The sequence below is a fragment of the Gordonia sp. (in: high G+C Gram-positive bacteria) genome (genome assembly GCF_012515855.1).
Lineage (GTDB): Bacteria > Actinomycetota > Actinomycetes > Mycobacteriales > Mycobacteriaceae > Gordonia.
In genome coordinates this window covers 13,383-30,715 of the sequence record NZ_JAAYXO010000195.1, presented here as the reverse complement: position 1 = coordinate 30,715, position 17,333 = coordinate 13,383, and the positions used below count along the sequence as shown (strand labels likewise).

Genomic DNA, 17,333 nt, shown 5'->3' with positions numbered 1-17,333 from the left:
GTCCCGAGGAGCTGATCGTCGTGGTTGCCGAAGACGGCGAACCACGGCACGTTGAGGCCCGGGCTGCGGTGGGTGCGGATAGCGGCCCGCAGCATGCCGGGGATCTGGATGAAGCCGCGGTCCTTGTAGATGTCCCACGAGTCGAGTTCTGGGCGGTAGTACAGCGACGAGCCGAGCGCCTGCAGTCCCTCGAACCGATTCTTGGCACCGGTGTTGGGCGTGATGTCACCGCCGGACAGGACCCGCTGGAACCAGTCGAGCTCGCACGTCTCGTGGTTGTCGGTGTTGTCGCCGGTCGAGACCACGCAGTCGAACGCGCGGCCGGTGAACGGACCGCGCGCGACGGAGTTGATGCTGCGCACCAGGGCCACAGCGCCCTGGGTCCCGAGCGCCTCCTGCGGCCGGAACGCCTGAGCTTGGATCTGGTGCACGTACTCGAACCGAGCCGGGCTCTGCACGTCGGTGATGTGGATGTCGGTGATCTGGACGAACGACGCCAACGCCGAACGCTTGGTCTCCCGTCCCGACTTCGCCGTCGCGAGCTCCTGGCGGACGAACAGCGGCCAGCCTCCGCCCTGCACCAGCGGGCGATATCCGCCCTTGCGGGCCTTGCCCGGGACCGCGACCTTCGCGAGCGTGGTGCCCGCCGTGTCGGCCGTCGCGCTCGGGTTCGCGTGCACGTGCCCGGCGAACGTGCTTCCGACGGCCACCGCGCCCGCGGTTGCGGCACCGGCGCGCAGGAACTGACGACGTGACACGGGATTCGACATGGCTGCCACTGTAAACCCCGGTACGCGGTTCTGATTCAAGTACGTGTCAGATGTTGTTCACTCGGCATTTCCGTGCCGTTCCGCACCGCGGATGTCGAGGCCGGACCGACCGCGTGCTGTGACTTAGAACCAGCGTGATTGCAAACCCTGGTCGTCGCACCTCGGCTGTGGCACACTCGACTCGTGATGAAGAGCTGTCAGGAGTGTTGTCGAGGCTGAAACCGCGTATCGCGGTCGGCCCCAATCGCCAACCCCCGCTCGTTCCATCACCAGAGGAGTCCCTCGTCATGACTCTCGCATTCTCTGCACCCGTCACCACCTCGTACTCCGACACTCCGCTGTCGCTGCAGGCCGACCAGTACCGAGCCGCGACCGCCGCAGGCGCCGTGGCAGTCGACCTTCGCGACGCGCACAGTCGCGCCGCGGGCGGCGCGTTGATCGGGGCCGTCGCACTCGACATCCAGACTGCACTCGAGCTTCTCGATCCCGATTCTCATGCCCGCCTGCGCGGCGCCACCAGTGACGCTCGCTGGGTGCTGATCTCCGACGACGGCTACGACGCCGAGATGCTGGCCTGGCACCTGCAGGCGCGCGGTGTTCGCGGTGCCCGATTCGTGGTCGGCGGTCATGCCGCGCTCCGTGCGGCACGCGTCAACGGTTCGGTCGGCGACGATGCGCTCGGCCTCTTCGACACCCACTGATCGTGGACGCGCGCGCCGATTGGTCTTGATCCTCCCGGGGCGCATAACCTGGGGTGCGTGAGTGACCAGGTTTCCAGCGCCCCGAATGCCAACTCTGCGGCCGCAGATCAGACCCCCGAGCAGGTTCGCGTCCGCCAGGACAAGCGGACGCGAATTCTCGACGATGGCCGTCAGGCGTACCCGGTCTCCGTGGAGCGGACCCACAGCCTCGCGCAGATCCGCGCCGAGTACCCGGATCTGGAAGCAGGCACCGAGACCGGTGTGCAGGTGGGCGTCGCAGGCCGCATCATCTACCTTCGCAACAAAGGCAAGCTCTGCTTCGCCACTCTTCAGGAGGGCGACGGCACCCAGCTGCAGGCGATGGTCAGCTTCAACGGCGTCGGCGAGGAGTCGCTCGCCCGCTGGAAGGCCGACACCGACCTCGGCGACATCGTCTTCGTTCACGGCGAGGTGATCAGCTCCCGCACCGGCGAGTTGTCGATCATGGCCGACTCGTGGGACATGGCGTCGAAGTCGCTGCGTCCGCTGCCGGTGGCGCACAAGGAGATGAACGAGGAGTCGCGCGTCCGGCAGCGGTACGTCGACCTCATCGTCCGCCCCGAGGCGCGCGCCGTCGCCCGGACCCGCGTCGAGGTGATGGCGCAGCTGCGCAAGTTCATGACCGAACGCGACTTCCTGGAAGTCGAGACGCCGATGCTGCAGACGATGCACGGCGGTGCCGCAGCACGACCGTTCGTCACCCACTCCAACGCCTTCGACATGGACTTGTACCTGCGCATCGCGCCGGAACTGTTCCTCAAGCGGTGCGTCGTCGGCGGGCTGGAGCGCGTCTTCGAGGTCAACCGCAACTTCCGCAACGAGGGCGCCGACTCCACGCACTCGCCCGAGTTCGCGATGCTCGAGACCTACCAGGCCTACGGCACCTACGACGACGCCGCCGTCATGATCCGCGAACTCGTCCAGGCGGTCTCGATGGGCGCGCTCGGAACGCTGACGCCGACCATGCCGGACGGCACCGAGTACGACCTGTCCGGTGAGTGGAAGTCGCTGTCGATGTACCCGTCGCTGTCCGAGGCGCTGGGCCAGGAGATCGTTCCGCTCGAGACCTCGGTCGACGAGCTGCTCGCGATCGCCGAGCGCGTGGGCCTCGAGGTCCCCAAGGGCAAGGGCTACGGCCACGGCAAGCTCGTCGAAGAGCTGTGGGAGCACATGGTCGGCGACAAGCTCGACGAACCGGTCTTCGTCCGCGACTTCCCTGTCGAGACCTCCCCGCTGGTCCGCGCGCACCGCACCATTCCCGGCGTGGTGGAGAAGTGGGACCTCTACGTCCGGGGCTTCGAGTTGGCCACCGGCTACTCGGAGCTCATCGACCCGGTGATCCAGCGCGAGCGTTTCGTCGACCAAGCCCGACTCGCCGCCGAGGGCGACGACGAGGCCATGGTGCTGGACGAGGAGTTCCTCGCGGCCATGGAGTACGGCATGCCGCCGACGGCGGGCACCGGTATGGGCGTCGACCGTCTGCTGATGGCCCTGACCGGACTCGGCATCCGCGAGACCGTGCTGTTCCCGCTGGTGAAGCCCGTTCAGTAGGCCGATCACCGTTCCTGGTAGACCAACCAGGGCTCGTCGGAGATCAGCGTTCCGTTGGGCGCCGTGATCATCAACCGGTCACGATGGACGTGATACGTGTAGCCGTTGTTGCCGGCGTGGAATCCGTTGGCCGCTGCGGTTCCGGTACCAACGGCCCCGGTCCCGGCCGCGATGCCGATGGCGGCGAGGGCGGCACTGCTACGGAATCAGGCGCACCCGTCGCGCGTTGACGACGGCCTCGAAGCGCGACGACGCGTCGAGCTTCACCAGCAGCGACTTCACGTGGCCTTTCACCGTGTGCAGGCCGATGCCGAGGCGGTCGGCGATCGCCGGGTTGGTGAGGCCCGCGCCGAGCAGCCCCAGGACGTCCTGTTCCCGAGCGGTGAGGCGGACGGCCGGCTCGTCGTGCGGCGCCTCGCCTGCGAGCTGCGCCGCGATCTCCAGCATCTGCGCGCGGACCGAGGGGTCGTCGACGGTGTCGGCCAGGCCGCGCAGTTTGGCGTGGGAGTCCTGAACGCGGCTGCGCCACGCGGCGAGCTCGAGTTCGTCGCGGTCGGAACGCAGTCCGCCGAGCACCTCGGAGACCGTGAGCTGCTGCTCCAGGGCGCGCGCTTCGTCGGTCACGATGTCGAGTGAGTCGCCGAGCTGGTCGTGGTGACTGCGCCGGGCGGCGTACAGCACGCCGATCTGCTTGCGCCCGACGATGATCGGTGCGGCGACGATCGAGTACAGCCGTTCCGCGCGAATGATCGCGTCGTAGGTGTGTGTGATCAGTGGCGATTCGACGTAGTTGTGCAGGGCGGTGGACCGCCGGTTGGTGAGGACGCGGCCGCCGAGCCCGTGCCCGTGGTCGAGCCGCGCACCGCGCAGCGGGCCCACAACGTCGCCGTCGAAGTAGCTCAGCTCGATCGCGTGCTCGTCGGACGAGCCGGGAACCACGCGGCCCGCGAAGGCGAGGCTGGCACCGGTGTGCCTGCGAAGTCGTTCCAGCGGTCGGCGCAGGTGCCGTCCGAGGTCGTTCTGGGGTGCGCCCCTCTTCGGAGGGTTGCCGGTGCCGCGTGTCACAACGATCATTGTCCCAGATGCTGTCGGGAGAGAAGAGTGGAGAGTCGATGAACGCGGACCAGCAGGCCCTGGACTGGCTCGAGGAGTACCGGAGCCCGACCGCGAGTGCGGCCGACTTGCTGTGCGACCGGCACGACCCCGAAGCGGTGGCCTTCACTCTCGTGGAGCCCGACATGACGTCGGAGTCGATGACCTGGGGGCAGCTCGCGGACGAGTCGCGCCGGATGGCGACGGTCCTCGCCGCCAAGGGGATTCAGCGCGGCGAGTGCGTGCCGGTGCTGCTGGGCAAGCGGCGCGCACTGGTGGTGACCCTGTTGGGCCTGTGGCGTCTCGGAGCGGTCCACGTCCCGCTGTTCACCGCGTTCGCCACCGGTGCCATCGAGTTGCGGACGGAGAGCTCGGGCGCGCGGTTCGTGGTCACCGACGCCTCGCAGCGCGAGAAGGTCGACCCCCTCGCGGTCACCGTCCTCGACGTCGACGACCTCGTCGCCGAGGCGGCCTCGGCCGAGCCGATCGCCGAGTCGGTGGCGATCGGCGGCGACGCGACCCTCGTGCAGCTCTACACCTCGGGCACCACCGGCAAGCCGAAGGGCGTCCCGGTCCCGCTGTTCTGCCTCGCGTCGTTCCAGGTGTACCTGGAGTACTCGCTCGACGTCACCGAGGACGACGTCTTCTGGAACGCCGCCGACCCGGGGTGGGCCTACGGGCTCTACTACGCACTGCTGGCGCCGATGGTCGGCGGGCGCACCAGCCTCCTCCTCAACCAGGGCTTCACCCCGGAGTCGACCGTCGACGTCATCTCGACCTTCGGCGTCACCAACTTCGCCGCCGCGCCGACCATCTACCGCGCGATGCGCGCAGGTGCCGACCTCGAGGCCATCAGCTTGCGGCGAGCCTCGTCGGCCGGTGAGCCGTTGACGCCGGACATCGTCGCGTGGGGCGTGGAGAACCTTGGGTGCGAGGTCCGCGACCACTACGGTCAGACCGAACTCGGCATGGTGATCGGCAACCACTGGCATCCCGAGCTCGCCAAACCGCTGAAGGTCGGATCGATGGGCCAGGCCATGCCGGGCTTCACCGCGGGCATCGCCGAGGGGCAGATCGCGCTGGACGTCAAGGCCAGTCCGCTGCTGTGGTTCTCCGGCTACGACGGTGCGCCGGAGAAGACCGCCGAACGCTTCACCGCCGACGGTGCCTGGTACCTGACGGCGGACACCGGCAAGATTGACGACGAGGGCTATCTCTCGTTCACTTCACGCGACGACGACGTGATCCTGGCCGCCGGCTACCGCATCGGACCGTTCGACGTGGAGAGCGTGCTGGCCGGACACGCGGTAGTCAACGAGGTCGCGGTGGTCGGACGCCCCGATCCCGAGGGCATCCGCGGCGAGGTCGTCGAGGCGTTCGTGGTCCTGCGTGCCGGAGTCGAGGGCACGGATGAACTCGCCACCGAGCTGAAGAACCTGGTCCGCGACCAGTACTCCAGGCACGCCTACCCGCGGACGGTTCACTTCATCGACTCACTACCGAAGACGCCGAGCGGCAAGATTCAGCGGTTCGTGCTGCGTCGCGACGCATAGCCGACTGCTCCGCGCTCAGCTCATCTCGCGCTTCAGGATCTTGCCCGACGCGTTGCGGGGGAAGGCCTCGACCACTTCCACCGCCCGCGGGACCTTGAAGTTGGCCAGATGCTGGCGGGCAAAGGCGATGACCGCGTCGGCGTCGACGGTCGCGTCCGCCTTCACGGTGAGGAAGGCCTTGCCGACCTCACCGAGTCGTTCATCGGGGATGCCGATGACGGCGGCCTCGGTGACGTCGGGGAAGCGGGAGAGCAGTTGCTCTACTTCGGCCGGGTACACGTTGAAGCCGCCGCAGATGTACATATCCTTGAGGCGGTCGGTGATCGTGAGATTTCCGCGTTCGTCCAGCGTGCCGACGTCACCGGTGTGCAGCCAGCCGTCCGGATCGATGGTCTCGGCGGTGGCCTCCGGGTTGTCGAGGTAACCGCGCATCACCATGAGGCCGCGGGTCAGCACCTCGCCCTGCTCCGACAGCTTCACCTCCATGCCGTCGTACGCACGACCGCAGGTGGTGGCCACGGTGACGGCGTCGTCGTCGGGGCGGCAGGTGGTGATGAATCCGCTGGTCTCGGTCTGGCCGTAGGCGGTCACGACGGTCTCGACGCCGAGGTCCGACTGCAGGCGTTCGATCAGTACCACCGGCACGATGGTCGCGCCGGTGACGATCAGTCGCAGGCTCGACAGGTCGTGTTCGGCACGGCGGGTGTCGTCGAGAATGGTCTGGAAGATGGTGGGGGCGCCGGGGAAGACGGTGATCCGCTGTCGCGCGACCACCTCCATCGACACGGTCGGGGAGTACACCGCCAGGGGGACCATGGTGGTGCCGAACAGCACCGACGGCAGGATGCCCGCCTTGTAGCCGAAAGTGTGGAAGTACGGATTCACCATCAGGTAGCGGTCGGTCTCGCGCAATTCGCCGTTGGCACCCCAGCCGTGCGAGCCGTGGAGGGTATGCCGATGCTCGGCCATGACGCCCTTCGGTGCGCCGGTGGTTCCTGACGTGAAGAGGATGTCCGACAGGTCGTCCTCGCGGACGGCGTCGGCGCGAGAGCGGGCCTGCTCGACCGACTCGTAGGTGGCCGACGACATCAGTGCGCCCCACGTGAGCGCGCCGTCCGCGTCGGCTGCGTCGTCGAGCGGCACCGAGATGATGGTGCGACCCTCGCTGATCGGCGCGCCGAGGACTTCCGCCAGGCGGTTGATGCCGCCGAAGGCACCCGACGCCACGATCACCCGGGCGCCCGAGCGCTCGATGATGTCCGACGCTTCGCTGACGGTGTAGCGGGTGTTGAGCGGAACCAGCACGGCACCGGCGTACTGAACGCCGAGTGCGGCGATGGGCCAGTGGTAGCTGTTAGGTGCCCACACCGCCACGCGATCGCCGTGCTCGACGCCGAGTCCGATGAGGCCCGCGGCGAACTGGCGGACTCGGTCGGCCAACTCCGGCCACGTGAGGCTGACGTTCTCGCCCCACTGGTCGTCGAGGATCGCGACGCCGGTCGGCCACTGATTCTCGGCACGATGCAGGGCGGCGGGGGTGGTCAGCACGTTCGGGAGCATATCCAAAACCTAGCAAATGCTTGGTAGGTTAAGCTAGCGGTCATGACGACGATCAACCTCGCCGATCGCACCGTCGATCTGGGCGAATGGGCAGCAGCGACGCCGGATGCGGCGACCGTGTTCGCAACCGCCGTGCGTGACTGGCTGGAAGCCAATCTCGTGGGTGACTTCGCCGAACTTCGCGGCCGCGGCGGGCCGGGCAGCGAGCACGAGTTCTTCGCCGAGCGCCTCGAGTGGGACCGACACCTGGCCGCCGCGGGCTGGACGTGCCTGGGCTGGCCCCTCGCGCACGGCGGCCGCGGTGCGACCATCGAGCAGCGCATCATCTTCCACCAGGAGTACGCGCGCGCCAACGCCCCGGCACGCGTCAATCACCTCGGTGAGGAGCTGCTGGGCCCCACGCTCATCGAGTACGGCACGCCCGCGCAGCAGGAACGCTTTCTCCCGCACATCGTCAACGTCACCGAACTCTGGGCACAGGGCTACTCCGAACCCGGTGCGGGCAGCGACCTCGCGGGCGTCGCGACCTCCGCGAAGCTCGACGGCGGCGACTGGGTGATCAACGGACAGAAGATCTGGACCTCGCTGGCGCACCTGTCCCAGTGGGCGTTCGTGATCGCACGTACCGAGAAGGGGTCGACGCGTCACAAGGGCCTGAGCTTCCTGCTGGTCCCGCTGGACCAGGACGGCGTCACCATCCGCCCCATCCAGCAGATCACCGGAACCTCCGAGTTCAACGAGGTGTTCTTCGACGACGCCCGGACCAGCGCGGATCTGATCGTCGGTGAGCCGGGCGACGGTTGGAAGGTGGCGATGGGCCTCCTGCAGTTCGAGCGCGGCGTCTCCACCCTCGGTCAGCAGGTCGGCTTCCGCCGTGAACTCGACGATCTGATCGCCCTCGCCCGCGCCAACGGCGCGATCGACAACCCCGAGATCGCCGGGCGACTGCGTCGCGCGAAGGTCGGCCTGATGGCGATGGAGGCCAACGCTCGACGCACGCTGGCCGGCGACATCGTCTCCGAGGCAGGTGCCGCGTCGGTCACCAAGCTGCTGTGGGGGAACTGGCACCGCGACCTCGGCGAACTCGCCGTCGCGGTGGTCGGCGCCCCGTCGCTGGTGGGGCCGCCTGCCACCACCGAGGGGCGGGCCAACGACATTCACGACCCCGAGAACGTCGAACTCGACGAGTGGCAACGACTTCTGCTCTTCACCCGTGCCGACACCATCTACGGCGGCTCCAACGAGGTGCAGCGAAACATCATCGCCGAGCGAGTGCTCGGCCTTCCCCGAGAGGCACGCGCATGACCGAATCCCGCCCCGTCTCGCCCCTGGCGACCCCGCCCGAAGAGACCCCGGGCCACGACCTGCTCGCAGGCAAGAAGGTGGTCGTCACCGCTGCCGCGGGCACCGGCATCGGCTTCGCCACCGCACGCCGCGCGCTGATGGAAGGCGCCGACGTCCTGGTCTCCGACTTTCACGAGCGTCGGCTCGGCGAGACGGTCGACAAGCTGAATGCCGAGTTCGGCGACCGGCAGATCGTCTCGTTCGTCTGCGACGTCTCGAGCACCGAGCAGGTGGACGCCCTCATCGCGAACGCCGCCGAGCAGCTCGGCCGTATCGACGTCCTGGTCAACAATGCGGGCCTGGGCGGCGAGACGCCCGTGGCCGACATGACCGACGAGCAGTGGGATCGCGTCCTCGACATCACGCTCAACAGCACCTTCCGGGCCACCCGGGCGGCACTGCGCTACTTCCGCGACGCCGACCACGGCGGCTCGATCATCAACAACGCCTCCGTCCTCGGCTGGCGCGCCCAGCGCGGCCAGGCCCACTACGCGGCGGCCAAGGCCGGCGTCATGGCGCTGACCCGCTGTTCGGCGGTCGAGGCCGCCGACTACGGCGTGCGGATCAACGCGGTCTCGCCGTCGATCGCCAAGCACCCGTTCCTCGCCAAGGTCACCACCGACGACCTGCTCGACGAGCTCGCCTCGCGCGAGGCCTACGGCCGCGCGGCGGAGGTGTGGGAGATCGCCTCGGTGATCGCCATGCTCGCCAGCGACTACAGCACGTACATGACCGGTGAGGTCGTTGCCGTGTCCAGCCAGCGGGCTTGACCCCGAACTTCTCGAAGGAGTACCTCCCATGACCGCACCCCAGGCATACATCGTCGACGCCGTCCGCACCCCGGTCGGCAAGCGCGGCGGTTCCCTCGCCGGTGTCCACCCGGCCGACCTCGGCGCCCACGTCATCTCGGCCATCGTCGAACGCACCGGCATCGACCCGGAGATCGTCGACGACGTGATCTTCGGCTGCGTCGACACCGTCGGTCCGCAGGCGGGCAACATCGCGCGGACCGCGTGGCTCACCGCCGGAATGCCGCTCGGCGTTCCCGGCACCACCGTCGACCGCCAGTGCGGCTCCAGCCAGCAGGCCATCCACTTCGCGGCGCAGGCCGTGATGAGTGGAACGCAGGACGTCGTCCTCGCCGGCGGTGTGCAGAACATGAGTGCCATCCCGATCAGCCAGGCGATGATCGCCGGCCAGGAGCTCGGGTTCACCACCCCGACCGCGGAGTCGCCCGGGTGGAACAAGCGCTTCGGCGACGCCGAGATCAGCCAGTTCGTCGGTGCCGACATGATGGCCAAGAAGTGGGACATCAGCCGCGGCGACATGGAGGCGTGGTCGCTGCAGAGCCACCAGCGCGCCAAGGCCGCGATCGCGGCCGGCCGCTTCGACAACGAGTACGTGCCGCTCGGCGACTGCGTTGTCGACGAGTGCCCGCGCGACACCTCGCTGGAGAAGATGGCGTCGCTGAACGTCCTTGCCGAGGGCTCCGACCTCACCGCGGCCGTCGCCTCGCAGATCTGCGACGGATCATCTGCCACCCTGGTGGTCTCCGAGCAGGCGCTGAAGGACTACGGCCTCACTCCGCGCGCTCGCATCCACCACATGTCGGTGCGCGGCGACGACCCGGTGATGATGCTGTCTGCGCCGATCCCGGCGACCAAGTGGGCCCTGGAGAAGACCGGGATGAGCATCGACGACATCGACGTCGTGGAGATCAACGAGGCCTTCGCCCCCGTCGTGCTCGCCTGGCTCAAGGAGACCGGAGCCGATCCGGCCCGCGTCAACCCCAACGGTGGCGGCATCGCCCTCGGCCACCCGCTGGGCGCCACCGGCGCCAAGCTGTTCGCGACGCTCCTCAACGAACTCGAGCGCACCGGCGGTCGCTACGGTCTGCAGACCATGTGCGAGGGCGGCGGCACCGCCAACGTCACCATCATCGAACGACTGGGCTGATCACCCGCCTGCTCGAGAATCGAGGCCCGGATCGACATCGTCGGTCCGGGCCTCGGTGTTCGGCGGCGTACCGAACGCCGGGTGCAGGGGGCGACGGCAAATCTGTGCCGTCATGATTCGTTGTCGGGGTCCGCGCCGGGCGTGAATGGCCTGTTCGCGGCAACTATCTGCGGTCGGCTCGGGTGATTGAGACACGCGAACTTGTCAAACTGTGCTGTCGGTTCTGCGCTATCTGCCTATAGTTCAAACGGACTACATTGAAGGCCGTCTCGGGTTCGTCGGCGGCGTCGAATGGGTCGTTCCCCAACCGCGCGGTCTGACGCGCAAGGAGTCGTCGCTTCATGAAACGCCCATTGCTGGTTCGCCTCGCCTCGGTGGCGTCTGCCGCCGCACTCGTTCTCGTCGGCGCGGCCGGTCCCGCCCAAGCCGCACCGGGGATCGCCTCGAGTCAGTCGGTGGGGCCGCAGCAGGCCGACATCCCCGTTCATTCGGCGGCGATGAACCGGAACATTCCGCTGACGATCCTGAGTCCGAAGGATACGTCGAAGCCTGCGCCGGTCCTGTATCTGCTGAACGGCGCCGGCGGCGGTGAGGGCTCCGCGACGTAGCAGCGCAACACCGACGTCGTGGAGTTTTTCGCGAACAAGCACGTGTACGTGGTGATCCCGATGCAGGGTGCGTTCTCGTACTACACGGACTGGATCAAGCCCGACGAGAAGCTCGGCGTCAACAAATGGGCCACGTTCCTCGGCAAGGAACTGCCGTCGGCGATCGACGGCACCTACAACACCTCCGGCAAGAATGCGATCGCAGGCATCTCCTCGTCGGCGACGTCGGTGCTGAACCTGGCCATCGCCAACAAGGGGCTGTATCAGGCGGTCGGCTCGTACAGCGGCTGTGCCAGCACCTCGACGCAGCACGGATCCCTGTTCATGCGCCTCGTCATCGAGACGCGCGGCGGCGGTGACGCCCGGAACATGTGGGGCAAGGTCGGTGGACCGATGTGGAAGGCCAACGATCCGGTGCTCAACGCCGCAGGGCTGCGCGGCATGTCGCTCTATCTGAGCAGCGCGACCGGGCTGCCCGGCGAGCACGACAACCTCGCGGAGGTGCCCGAGGCGGACGTGCTGGCCGACCGCATCGTCGTCGGCGGCGCCATCGAGGCGGCCACGAAGTTCTGCACCGAGGAGTTGGCCTCGCGGCTGCGCCAGTTGAACATTCCGGCGACGGTCGATCGTCCGATCGGTGGCACCCATTCGTGGCCCTACTGGCAGGACCAACTGCACAAGTCGTGGCCGCAGCTGGCGCGCGCAATCCGCTGAATCGACGCTGTGATTCGAGCCACCGAGTGGCTACACTTGGGATGACTAGACGATTTTGTCTCATCGAAGTGAGTGGAGTGTGGAATGACCAAGCCAGCAGATGTGGTCGTGCGTGCAGGAGACAAGGTGTCTTCGGAATCGCACACGATGGAAGAACTGCTCGAACTTCAGAAGGCGGCGTTCCTGCGCGACGGCATCCCCGACGCGGTCACCCGCATCGATCGCATCAACCGGCTCGGCCAGCTGCTGCTCGATCACGCCGATGAGCTCACCGAGGCCTTGAAGGCCGACTTCGGTACCCGTCCGCGTGACCTCTCGATCGCTGCCGACGTGGCAGGTTGCATGGTCGACCTCGCCCACCAGCGCCGCAGCGCGGAGAAGTGGATGCGCGAGACCAATGTCGCCAAGGTGCAGGGTCTCATCGGATTCAAGCAGCGCCTGCGCCGCGATCCGCTCGGCGTCGTCGGCATCATGGGCCCGTGGAACTTCCCGCTCCAGCTGACGATCGTGCCCGCGGCGTCGGCGTTCGCGGCGGGCAACCGCGTCCTGATGCGCCCGTCGTCGATCACCGGTCGGACCACCGATGTGATCGCGCGCGTCGCGCCGGACTACTTCTCCATCGAGGAACTGGCGGTCATCACCAGCAAGCACGGCGGCGGCTCGGACTTCGCCAAGCTGAAGGTCGACCACATGTTCTTCACCGGTTCGCCGGAGGTCGGCTCGTCGGTGGCGCAGGAGGCCGCCAAGAACCTCGTTCCGGTGACGCTGGAGCTGGGTGGCAAGAACCCGGCGGTGGTCGACAAGACCACCGACATCACCAAGGCGGCCAACTTCCTGGCCGATGCCCGCATGGTCAACGGCGGCCAGGTGTGCCTGTGCCCCGACTACGTGTTCGTGCCGGAGGCCAAGGTCGGCGAGTTCACCGAGAAGGTGCTCGCGCGCTGGACCAAGAACTTCCCGACCATCGTCGGCAACGGCGACTACACGTCGACCGTCAATGAGAAGAACTACAAGCGGATCGTCGGTCTGATCGACGACGCCGTCGAGCTCGGCGCCCAGAAGCTCCAGGTGACGCCCGCGGGTGAGGAACTGCCCAACGACGAGGCGCGCAAGATCCCGCCGACGCTGCTCACCGGCGTCAAGCCCGGCATGAAGATCGAAGACGACGAGGTCTTCGGTCCGGTGCTGACCGTGTACCCGTACCGCGAGCTGTCGGAGGCGATCGACAAGATCAACTCGGCAGGTCACCCGCTGACCCTGTACTGGGTCGGCGACGACAACGAGAACCTGCAGCAGGTCGCCGACAACACGCGGAGCGGCTCCATCTCGGGCAACGACTTCGCGCTGCACCTGATGTCGCAGGGTCTGCCGTTCGGCGGCGTCGGGCGGTCGGGCATGGGCAACTACCACGGCGAGTTCGGCTTCAACACCTTCAGCCACGCTCGCGCGGTCACCGTGTCGACCATGCCGATCTCGCTTGCCGAGATGATGTCGGCGCCGTTCACCAAGAGCGACAAGCGCATCACCGACATGCAGATGAAGATGTGGCGATTCCTCAACGGTCGCGCGATCAAGAAGGTCGCCAAGAAGCGCTGACCCCAATCCCTGACGACAACCGCGGATCCGGACACGGGTCCGCGGTTGTCGTGTTGCGGGAGTAGGGATACCAACCAAGCATTTGCTAGGGTGGTGATGACTGACAAGGGAGGGCATGGTGGCGTCGAAGAGCACGACGAGCGGACCGAGCCGACGAGACGAACTGCTCGGTATCGCGGGCGAGCTGTTCGCCGACCGCGGCCTGCGCTCGACCACCGTACGCGACATCGCCGACGCCGCTGGAATTCTGTCCGGCAGCCTTTATCACCACTTCGACTCCAAGGAGTCGATGGTCGACGAGTTGCTCCGCGACTTCCTCGACTCCCTCTTTGCGAGCTACCGCGAGATCGTCGATGCGAACCTCTCCGCCACCGAGACCATCCGGCGGCTGGTGGTCGCGTCGTTCGAGGCCATCGACTCCCGGCACACCGCCGTCGCGATCTACCAGAACGAGGCGCGACAGCTCACTGGGCAGGATCGCTTCGAGTACATCGGTGAGCGCAATCTCGAGTTCCGCACCCTGTGGGAGTCCGTGCTGCGCCGCGGCGTCGAGGAGGGCGACTTCCGTCCCGACCTCGACATCGACCTCGTCTACCGCTTCATGCGCGACACCGTCTGGGTGGCCGTCCGCTGGTACCGGCCCGGCGGGTCGATGACCGTCGAACAGATCGCCGACCAGTACCTGTCGATCGTGTTGGACGGCATCCTGCCGCGCTAGACGAGCGGCCATGAAACGCACGCATCATGCGCTAGTTTCCGCATAGGCTTCGACCCTGTGCGGGAGCGAACGCATAGTGCGTTGTCGCAGGATCGGTCGCAGACGACTGCGCGTTAAGGTTTGCGCGACGCCGTCACCGTGAATTTCGAGTTCCGAGCGATCTGACGCGTCGGGCCGACCTCTTTCTCCAGCACCGGGCGGTAGCGCAGGTGCGAGTTCCAGACGCACCAGAGTTCGCCGCCCGGCGCCAGCGCACGGCCGGCGTCGACGAACAGGTGACGGGCGATGTCCGTGGAGATCGCGGCGTCGCTGTGGAACGGCGGATTCAGGATCACCAGTTCCTGCGAGGCGTCGGCGACCGACTCCAAGCCGTCGCTCTGCGTCACAGTCACGCGGTCGGCGACGTTGTTGGCGGCGGCGGTCGCGCGGGCAGAGGCCGCCGCGGCGGCCGAGCGGTCGGTCGCGAGCACGGTGATCGACGGTCGCGACGTCGCCAGCCAGGAGGCGACGAGCCCGCTGCCGCAGGCGAGGTCGACAGCGGTCCGGGCGTAGGGCACGGCCGGGTCGAGCGTCGACAGCAGGAACCGGGTGCCGACGTCGACCCGGGTGCCTGCGAACACCCCGCCGTGCGCGGCGAGAGTGAGGCCGAGGTCGTCGTGCCGCTGAGTCTGCGGCCAAAAGCCCGACTTCTCTGCGCCCGACTTCTGTGCGCCCCGCGGCCCGCGCGCGAACAGCACCCGCGACTTCTGCCGGGCGTGACTGACGTCGACGCGATCGAAGACCTCGCCGAGGATGTCGTTCATCGCGACCGACATGTGCTTGATCCGACCGCCGGCCACCACGACGACCTCCGGATCGGCGTGGGCGGCGATCAGCGCCGCGACTTCGGCGAGCCGGTCCAGGCTGCGGGGCAGACGCATCACGACCACCCGGGCACCGGCGACCGCTGCGGCGTCGAACGCGCACTGCTCGACGGACACCCCGAACCGCTCGGCGTTGCGCGCCAGGGCTCGTTCGCCGGTGATCAGGTCCTGGTGGCTGCGCACCGCGGTGGCCCCGCCGACTGTCGCGCCGATCGCGAGGGCGCCGTAAGCGTCGTCGAACACTGTGACGGCGTGGGGCGCGCTGGCGGCCAGCAGGTCGGCGGCCTCGTCGAGGATGAGCCGATCGGCGGCGTCCGACGCCGGAAGGTCGGCGCCGCCGACATCCGGGTCGCGTCGAAGCAGGGAGAAGTCCACGTCCGGCAGATTACCGGTGAGCGAGAGCGATTCCGGCATCGCCGGTCGGCAGCGGTACCGTCGCCTCATGTCTTCCCCCGAGGTGGTCGCGGTGAATCGCGCGATTCCCATTCCGATGCTGCTGAGCCTGGCGTTGCTGTCGGCCATCGCTCCGCTCGCCATCGACATGTATCTGCCGGGTCTGCCCGAGCTGGGCGACGACCTGCACACGTCGCCGTCGATGGTGCAGCTGACGCTGACCACGTTCATGCTCGGTCTGGCCGCCGGGCAGCTGCTGATGGGGCCGCTGTCCGACAGCCTCGGTCGACGACGGCCATTGCTCCTCGGCACGGTGCTGCTGATCGTCGCGGGGATCGGCTGTGCCCTGGCTCCGTCGATCGAGGTGTTGATCGGATTCCGCTTCATGCAGGGTCTCACCGGCGGCATCGGGGTGGTGGTCGCGCGGGCGGTGATCGCCGATCGCACCAGCGGCGACCGGTCGGCCAAGTTGTTCAGCATCATGATGATCATCACCAGCGCGGCGCCGGTGGTCGCGCCGCTGCTGGGCGGAGCGCTGATCGGGCCCATCGGGTGGCGGGGCATCTTCGTCGTGCTGGTCGGCCTTGCGGTGGTGATGCTGGTGTCGGTGCTCGCGTTCGTTCCGGAGACGCTTCCGACGCAGCGGCGGCACACCTTCGACGCAGGTACCGTCGCGGACAACATGCGGGCGGTCGTGGGCAACCGACGCTATCTCGGCTACACCGCCACGTTCGCCGTCGGCTTCGGTGCGATGTTCGCCTACATCTCCGCCTCGCCGTTCGTGATCCAGGATCTGATGGGCTTCTCGCCGGGTGCCTTCTCGCTCCTGTTCGCGCTCAACGCCGTCGGGATCGGCATCGCGGGAACCATTAATACCCGGCTCGTCGGCCGGGTGCGGCCCGAGCGGATGCTGGCGGTCGGTGTCGGGCTCCTGGTAACCGTCGGCGTCGCGATGCTGTTGACGGTGCTGCTCGCACCCGGCGTCCACTGGCTGCTGTTGACGTTGATGTTCTGCCTCACCTCGTCGTTCGGCTTCACCGCGGGCAATGCGACCGCGCTGGCGCTCGGTCAGGTGCATCAGCGCGCCGGCTCCGGGTCGGCGGTTCTCGGCACGTCCCAGTTCGTCATCGGTGCCATCGTGCCGCCGTTGGTCGGGATCGGCGGCGGCACCAGCGCCACACCGATGGCGGTGGTGGTGCTGGGGTGCACCCTGCTGTCGGCGGCAGCCTTCGCGACCACGCTGCGGCGGGATCCGTGCACGGAGACCGAAGTCCTCGCGGAGAGCTGACCGGCCTCGCCCAGTACCCTTGCCGCATGGCACAGGTGACGGCGATCTGCGTGGTGGCTGAGCTTCATCCGGACAAGGGAAAGATCGGCACCACTGCGATCGACAAGCGTCCGGTCGACGGTCCGGTCCGGATCGGTGAGTACGGGGCCTATGCCGACGTGCAGGCCGATCGCAAGCATCACGGCGGCCTCGACAAAGCCCTCTACGTGTACGCGCAGGAGGACGCCGACTTCTGGGCGGCCGAACTCGACCGCGACATCCCGCCCGGCCGATTCGGCGAGAACCTCCGCACCGTCGGCATGGACGTGAACGAAGCTCGGATCGGCGAGCGCTGGCGCATCGGCGACAAGGTGGTCGTCGAGGTGACCTCGCCGCGGATCCCGTGCCAGACCTTCGCGCGCTGGATGGGCGGCGGGGGCCGTGAGGACGACGCCAGGGGCTGGGTGAAGCGCTTCGCGCAGGAAGGGCGGGTCGGACCCTACCTCCGTGTTATCGAACGCGGAAGCATCGCTGCGGGAGACGAGATCACCGTGCTCAGCGTGCCCGACGACGCCCCGACCATCCGAGACGTCTCGCCCAAGGCGTAG

At 67.8% G+C, this 17,333-nt stretch carries 14 protein-coding genes and 1 pseudogene; 11 read left to right on the top strand and 4 right to left on the bottom strand.

Annotation, left to right across the window (positions count from 1 at the left end):
• The coding region (locus tag GX543_RS14220; protein WP_290852776.1) for a twin-arginine translocation signal domain-containing protein at positions 1-770 on the bottom strand (770 nt) is incomplete at its 3' end.
• Between the two features lie 287 nt (positions 771-1,057).
• On the opposite strand from GX543_RS14220, the gene GX543_RS14215 reads away from it, so the two are divergent.
• Positions 1,058-1,471 carry a rhodanese-like domain-containing protein gene (locus GX543_RS14215; protein WP_290852774.1) on the top strand — a complete coding sequence of 138 codons (414 nt, stop codon included), beginning with the start codon at positions 1,058-1,060 and terminating at the stop codon, positions 1,469-1,471.
• Positions 1,472-1,528: 57 nt separating this feature from the next.
• Positions 1,529-3,061 (top strand): lysine--tRNA ligase, encoded by a 1,533-nt coding sequence (lysS, locus tag GX543_RS14210; RefSeq protein ID WP_290852773.1) that lies wholly within the window; start codon positions 1,529-1,531, stop codon positions 3,059-3,061.
• Between the two features lie 198 nt (positions 3,062-3,259).
• Here lysS and GX543_RS14205 read toward each other — a convergent pair whose 3' ends face one another.
• Positions 3,260-4,135 (bottom strand): LuxR C-terminal-related transcriptional regulator, encoded by an 876-nt coding sequence (locus GX543_RS14205; RefSeq protein ID WP_290852772.1) that lies wholly within the window; start codon positions 4,133-4,135, stop codon positions 3,260-3,262.
• A 38-nt stretch (positions 4,136-4,173) separates the two neighbouring features.
• Between GX543_RS14205 and GX543_RS14200 the strand changes: the two genes are divergently transcribed.
• Positions 4,174-5,706, top strand: coding sequence for an AMP-binding protein (locus GX543_RS14200; protein WP_290852771.1), 1,533 nt, complete (start codon positions 4,174-4,176; stop codon positions 5,704-5,706).
• Between the two features lie 15 nt (positions 5,707-5,721).
• Here GX543_RS14200 and GX543_RS14195 read toward each other — a convergent pair whose 3' ends face one another.
• Positions 5,722-7,266 carry a FadD3 family acyl-CoA ligase gene (locus GX543_RS14195; RefSeq protein ID WP_290852770.1) on the bottom strand — a complete coding sequence of 515 codons (1,545 nt, stop codon included), beginning with the start codon at positions 7,264-7,266 and terminating at the stop codon, positions 5,722-5,724.
• 42 nt (positions 7,267-7,308) lie between these two features.
• Here GX543_RS14195 and GX543_RS14190 point away from each other — a divergent pair, with 42 nt between their 5' ends.
• From GX543_RS14190 to GX543_RS14165, 6 genes and pseudogenes are all read left to right on the top strand, one after another.
• Positions 7,309-8,571, top strand: coding sequence for an acyl-CoA dehydrogenase family protein (locus tag GX543_RS14190; RefSeq protein WP_290852769.1), 1,263 nt, complete (start codon positions 7,309-7,311; stop codon positions 8,569-8,571).
• Positions 8,568-9,380: an SDR family oxidoreductase gene (locus GX543_RS14185; protein WP_290852767.1), complete on the top strand. Its 813-nt coding sequence runs from the start codon at positions 8,568-8,570 to the stop codon at positions 9,378-9,380. Before GX543_RS14190 ends, GX543_RS14185 begins: the two co-directional genes overlap by 4 nt.
• A 28-nt stretch (positions 9,381-9,408) precedes the next feature.
• Positions 9,409-10,566 (top strand): acetyl-CoA C-acetyltransferase, encoded by a 1,158-nt coding sequence (locus GX543_RS14180; protein ID WP_290852766.1) that lies wholly within the window; start codon positions 9,409-9,411, stop codon positions 10,564-10,566.
• 341 nt (positions 10,567-10,907) lie between these two features.
• Positions 10,908-11,888, top strand: a pseudogene (locus tag GX543_RS14175) (alpha/beta hydrolase family protein).
• 84 nt (positions 11,889-11,972) lie between these two features.
• A complete protein-coding gene (locus GX543_RS14170; RefSeq protein ID WP_290852764.1) occupies positions 11,973-13,484 on the top strand; it encodes an aldehyde dehydrogenase family protein in 1,512 nt (503 codons plus the stop codon).
• A 118-nt stretch (positions 13,485-13,602) separates the two neighbouring features.
• Positions 13,603-14,202, top strand: a complete 600-nt coding sequence (locus tag GX543_RS14165; protein ID WP_290852762.1) for a TetR/AcrR family transcriptional regulator — start codon at positions 13,603-13,605, stop codon at positions 14,200-14,202.
• Positions 14,203-14,315: 113 nt separating this feature from the next.
• On the opposite strand, the gene GX543_RS14160 is transcribed toward GX543_RS14165, so the two are convergent.
• Complete coding sequence (locus tag GX543_RS14160; protein ID WP_290852760.1) at positions 14,316-15,509, bottom strand: methyltransferase; 1,194 nt, start codon at positions 15,507-15,509, stop codon at positions 14,316-14,318.
• Here GX543_RS14160 and GX543_RS14155 point away from each other — a divergent pair.
• The gene (locus GX543_RS14155) at positions 15,508-16,746 is read left to right on the top strand and encodes a multidrug effflux MFS transporter (protein ID WP_366929081.1); all 1,239 of its coding nucleotides are present in this window, start codon (positions 15,508-15,510) and stop codon (positions 16,744-16,746) included. The two genes, GX543_RS14160 and GX543_RS14155, sit on opposite strands and share 2 nt — an antisense overlap.
• Positions 16,747-16,772: 26 nt before the next feature.
• Positions 16,773-17,333, top strand: a complete 561-nt coding sequence (locus GX543_RS14150; protein WP_290852758.1) for an MOSC domain-containing protein — start codon at positions 16,773-16,775, stop codon at positions 17,331-17,333.